The following is a 5,517-nucleotide window of genomic DNA, read 5'->3' on the forward strand; positions in this document are numbered from 1 at the left end:
GCTTGACGCCCTCGACCGAGATCCCGGCCGTCCCTTCGGCTACGCTCAGGACATGCCTCGAGGCCGCACGGGCGCCGACGGTGACGCGGAGCGGGCTGTTGAATGCCCGCGCGTGGTGGACCGTCCCCGCTCGCCAGTCGCCGGCGTGGGGCAAGAGCGCGTAGCGGAAGCGGTGCTCGCCGGTGTCGGTGTAGGTGACCTCGTCCTCGCGGCCGGGCAGCCCGAACTCTTGCCACGGCATCCGCGGGTCCGGCACGACCGGGTTGCGCAAGAGCGTGATCCGCATCACGTCGTCGAGGACGTCGTGGCCGTACTTGGAGTCGTTGAGCAGGCTGACGCCGCCGCCGCCCTCCGACACGTCGGTCCACTTGTGCGCGGCGACCTCGAAGCGGGCCTGCTCCCACGTCGTGTTTCGGTTCGTCGGCCGCTCGATGGTGCCGAACTGGATCTCGTAGGCCGCGTGCGCCGCGTGGACGGCGATGGGGAACGCGGCCTTGAGCAACACGCGCCGCTCCTGCCAGTCGACCGTCGTGTCGAAGTCGACGCGCGGAAGGGTTCGGTAGACGATCACGTCTTGCGTAATCCGGCTGCCGGCCGGGGTCTCGTGGACCTGCCGCACGACGGCCCGCACCGGCCCGACCTCGAGGACGTCGCTCGAGCGGAGCGAGAACAGGCCGAGCGGCTTCTCCGCGTACCACTCGTCGACGTCCCAGGCCTCGTAGGCGTTGGGCCGGTCGTCGAAGGTCTGAAAGACGTTGGCCGGTCCGCTCAGCCACTCGCGGTCTAGATCGGCGTCCCACAACGACGTGACCGCGCCGTCGTCGCCGAACGTGAGTCGGAAGCGGTCCGAGGCGAGCGATTGAGGCTCGGCCTCGAGGTCGGGACGCGCGTCGGGCGATCCGGCCTCGAGGACGAACGTGGCCGAGCCGAGCGCGGGAACCGTCGCCTCGAAGCCGAGCCGGCCGTCGTGCGTCCGCTGGCAGGGGACGGGCGTGCCGTCGGCCTCGAGGACGTAGGCCTCAGGCTCGTGGTCGACCTCGACCCAATCGGTGACCGGGTGGGCCAGGCTGTTCGTGACGGTGAGCGTCTGGGCGTCGGCGTCCTCGAAAAGTGCCGAGAGGGCGTCCTCGAGGACGCGGTCGGTCGTCGCCAGGACTTGGGCGTAGCGGGCGTGGGCGCCGTCGTAGACCGGCGCGATGCTGGTCCCGGGGACGATGTCGTGGAACTGGTTGAGCAGGACGTGCTTCCAGGCCGCGTCGAGGTCGGCGGTTGGGTAGTCGTAGCTGGTCTGGGCCGTGGCGACAGACGCCCAGATCTCGGCTTCGCGCAGGCGCTGCTCGCAGTCGCGGTTGGCTTTCTTGACGCGTGCGTGCGTCGTCAGCGTGCCGCGGTGGGACTCGAGGTAGAGCTCGCCCTTCCAGACGGGGACGTCTCGACCGGTCTTCTCCACGAGGCCGTCGGCCTCGACGCGGATCGACTCGAGGGCGTCGGCGGCCGTCGCAAACGTGCAGCGCGGGAAGCCGGGGACGGCGCCCAGCCGCTCGCCGACCTCGATGTCCTCGCGCACCGGCCCGCCACCGCCGTCGCCCCAGCCGTAGAGGTAGAGGAGAGACGCGACCGTGTCGGTCTCCGGGATCCGCTTGTAGTGCCGGTCGATCTCCTCCGGCAGCACGCGGGCGACGTAGATCTGTGGGAACGTGCACCGCACCCTCGTCCCGTCGACGCCCTGCCAGTCGAAGTGGCCGTAGGGGAAGGTGTTCTGGCTGTTCCAGGTCAGCTTCTGGGTCACGAACGTCTCGATCCCGCTCTTGCGCAGGATTTGCGGCATCGCCCACGCGTAGCCGAACGTGTCGGGCAGCCACATGACGTTGCTGGTCCGGCCGAAGTGTTCGTGCCAGAACCGTTGCCCGTGCAGGATCTGGCGAACCAAGGACTCGCCGCTCGTGATGTTGCAGTCGGGCTCCACCCACGCCGCGCCGACGATCTCCCACCGCCCTTGGGCGACGCGCTCTTTCACGCGCTCGAACAGGTCCGGGAAGTCCTGCCGGAGGTACTCGTAGAGTTGGGGCTGGCTCTGGGCGAAGCGGTACGCCGGCAGCTCGTCTAGGTACCGGAGCGCCGTCGCGGTCGTCCGGCCCATCTTGGCGCGCGTCTCGGCCAACGTCCACAGCCATGCGACGTCGATGTGCGAGTTGCCGACGAGCCAGACGTCGGCGTCCCGTGCCGGCACGCGCTCACGGAGCGCGGCGACCTCGGCCTCGAGGACGCGGGCGGCCTGCGAGACATCGACCGTCCCGTAGTCGCCGTGGAAGTCGATGGCGTTCGTCGAGGTGACCAACGCCTGTCGGAGCCGCGACGCCGTCAGGTCGTCGTCTAGCGTCTTGGCGACGCCCAAGATGGCAACCAGGTCGAAGCGGTAGGACTCGACCTCGAGGTCGACGCGCGCCCATTCGGCCGTGAGCGACTTCGGCTTGCGGTCCCGCGCGGAGAACAACATGACGTCGATCCGGTACGCGCGACCCGACTCGCCCGACTGGGACAGGACGAGGTGCCCCCGGTTCTCATCGAGCGCCTGCCACGGCTGGCCGTCGACGTAGACCATCGACTCGGCGTCGGTGTGGAGCCGCAACGTGACGCGCTCGCCCTCGAGGCCGTCGGGGACCGTTGCCGTCGTGCCGAGCCAGTAGGTCTGGGCATCCTTCGGCGCGGCCGAGAACGCGTCTCCGCCCTCGAGGTCGCCGTGCTCGTTCCAGCCCTCGAGGTCGTCGGCGAACGTGGGCCGTGGGATCTCGCCGGGCCACTCGCGCGAGACCGTCCACCCGCCGACCGGCCACCGATCGGGGTAGAGGTGGTGTTCGAGTTCGCTCACCCTCCGTTGGATGCGAATGTCAGTGAGCGGAGGGGCCGGATGCACGGGGGACGAGGGACGGTACCGAGAACATAAAAACGTTTGCAGTCGCTGTGTCGAGACCGCTCCGTTTCTGTTTCGGTCGGCTTCGAGGTCGGGCTAGATGAGCGCGAGGACCTGTGCCATGTGGTCCTGAAATGCTATCGTCGCATCCCACGGGACGACGGCCGACTGCTGGCGGCCCTCGAGGACGTCGTCGCTGACGGAGCGGATCTCGAACTCGTAGCCCGAGCCCTGGCGGTCGTCCTCGAAGTGGTTGACTCGTTCTTCGCCCTGGTGGAGCGTGCAGGAGCGGGCGCGGAAAAAGTCCGGGATCTCGATCGAGCCTTGGTCCCCGACGATCCAGGCGGCGTTGGCGAGCCGTCCTCGAAACGAGGCGGAGAGCGTCGCTGTGGCGACTGGGTAGTCGAACCGCATCGTCACGTCGTCCTCGACGCCGGTCGGCGCACGGTGCCCGGCGACGGCCATCGAGGTCGGGTGCTGCTGCAGGAACAGCCAGGCCAGGGCGACGGGGTAGACGCCGACGTCGAGCATCACGCCGCCGGCCAGGTCGGGGTTGTAGAGGCGGCTCTCGGGGTCGTAGCCGAGGTTGAAGCCGAAGTCGGCGTTGACATGAAGCAGCGTCCCGATGCGGCCGTCCGCAACCCACCCCAGAGCGGTGCGGACGGCGGGCAGGAAGTGCGTCCACATCGCCTCGACGAGCGTGCCGCCGGTCTCACGCGCGACCTCGAGGACGGCTCTCGACTCGGCGGGCGTCGGGGTAAGCGGCTTCTCGCACAGGACGGCCTTACCAGCGTGGAGCGCGTCGGTCGTGTTTTCGGCGTGGAGCGTGTGGGGCGTCGCGACGTAGACGGCGTCGACCTCGGGGTCGGCGAAGAGCGCGCCGTAGCTGCCGTGCGCTCGGTCGAGGTCGTGCTCGGCTGCGAACGCGTCGGCGCGGTCCTGCGACCTCGAGGCCGCGGCGACGACTCGGGCGTTTCCGGCGAACGGCGCGTCCCGGGCAAAGGCGCCCGCGATGTTTCCGGTCCCGACGATCCCCCAGCGGACGATGCTCATGGTGCAGGCGAGTGGTTCGTAGGAAGGTCGGTACGCAGCGGCGGATCGTCCTCGAGGACGGCGCGTCGCAGTCGGCTTACGGAGCATCCCCTTCCTCTCCTCATGGGAGGAGGGGGACTCGCCCTGCGACCTCGAGCCGCCCTCACGGTGACCTTTCACCCTCGAGGACGGCGGTGCCCGTCGAAGAGACACGGCACCCTCGAGGGCGGCTACTGCGGGACCTCGACGGCGTAGACCGTCGGCCAGAGCTTGCCCGTCAGCAGGAGCCGGTTTGTCGCGGGGTCGTGGGCGATCCCGTTCATCACGTCAGCCCCAGCGCCGCGGTGCTGGAGGTCGAGCGACGTGAAGTCGAGCCACCGCGCCACGCGACCGTCGGCGGGGTCGATGACGGCGATGCGGCCCGTGCCCCAGATGTTGGCGTAGACGAGCCCGTCGACGACCTCGAGTTCGTTGAGGCCGCGGACCGGCTGTCCTTGGTCGCGCACCGAGACCTCTCTCGTGACGCTCCACGACGCCGGGTCGATCCAGCGCAGCCGGTCGGAGCCGTCGCTCCAGATCAGTTGTGAGCTGTCCTCGGCGAGTCCCCAGCCCTCGCCCCACAGGCCCAGCGTGTCGAGCGGCGCCATCGTCTCGGCGTCGTACACGAACGTGGTCCCCTCCTTCCACGTGAGCTGGTAGAGCCTGCCATCGAGGGCGGCCAGGCCCTCGCCGAAGTAGGCCTCGCCCAGACTCAGCGAATCGAGGACGCGGCCGGACTCGAGGTCGACACGGCGCAGCGTGGACTCGCCGTACAAGCCGGTGCTCTCCCACAGCTCGTCGTCCTCGATTAAGAGACCCTGTGTGAACGCGCTGGGGTCGTGGGGGTAGCGGGCGACGACGGCCGGGCTCAGGACCGGCGTGCGCTCGGCCTCGAGGTCGGCGTCGGGTTCGGACCGGAGCCATACCAACGCCGCGAACGCGGTGACGGCGATCCCCACCGCCAACGGCCACATCGACCGCTTTGGCGCGGGGTGTCGGGCTCGTTTGTTTCGTCGAGGGCGGCTCATGCAACAGCGAGGGGTCTCGGAACGACGCGTCCTCGAGGGCCAGACAACGGGAGAGACGTTTTGCGTATGACCCTAGACCAGGAGATCCCGACCGCCGAGACAGGCGGACGTCGTGACGAAGGTTAGCTCTGTTCGTCCGGACGTACTCACGTGTCGTCCGCCTCCGCTAGCCCTCTTGTAAACCCCTTCAATCAGGCCACCCAGCGTTCACCGGTGGATCTCCTCGACCTCGAGGACGCCCGACCACGGGTAGTCGTCGCCGGACTCCCACGCGGGGCGCCAGAAGAACACGCGCGGCGACTCGTCGGGCGCGTCGCGGTCCGCGACGGCGAGGTTGAGCCGGACGCCCTCGAGCGGTGCGTCCGAGCGGCCGTTGAAGAACGACCACGGCAGCGCGACCTCGAGGTCGTACCCGGACGCGGTGAGCCGGTGGGCAGCTCGGACGCCGACGGTGGCCTCGGCGAAGTCGCTGTCGACGACCTCAATACCGCGCCCGGTCGCGTCGGC

General features: G+C 69.4%; 4 protein-coding genes. All 4 read right to left on the minus strand.

Annotation, left to right across the window (positions count from 1 at the left end; all coding sequences use genetic code 11):
- The coding region (locus tag WBA11_RS07865) for an alpha-mannosidase (RefSeq protein ID WP_424520146.1) at positions 1–2,869 on the minus strand (2,869 nt) is incomplete at its 3' end.
- A 138-nt stretch (positions 2,870–3,007) separates the two neighbouring features.
- Positions 3,008–4,051: a Gfo/Idh/MocA family protein gene (locus tag WBA11_RS07870; protein WP_424520147.1), complete on the minus strand. Its 1,044-nt coding sequence runs from the start codon at positions 4,049–4,051 to the stop codon at positions 3,008–3,010.
- A 122-nt stretch (positions 4,052–4,173) separates the two neighbouring features.
- Positions 4,174–4,956 carry a glutaminyl-peptide cyclotransferase gene (locus tag WBA11_RS07875; RefSeq protein WP_424520148.1) on the minus strand — a complete coding sequence of 261 codons (783 nt, stop codon included), beginning with the start codon at positions 4,954–4,956 and terminating at the stop codon, positions 4,174–4,176.
- 261 nt (positions 4,957–5,217) lie between these two features.
- Positions 5,218–5,517 (minus strand): hypothetical protein (locus WBA11_RS07880; RefSeq protein ID WP_424520149.1); only part of this gene is annotated, 300 nt, incomplete at its 5' end.

It is taken from the genome of Rubrivirga sp. (assembly GCF_049648075.1).
GTDB lineage: Bacteria > Bacteroidota > Rhodothermia > Rhodothermales > Rubricoccaceae > Rubrivirga.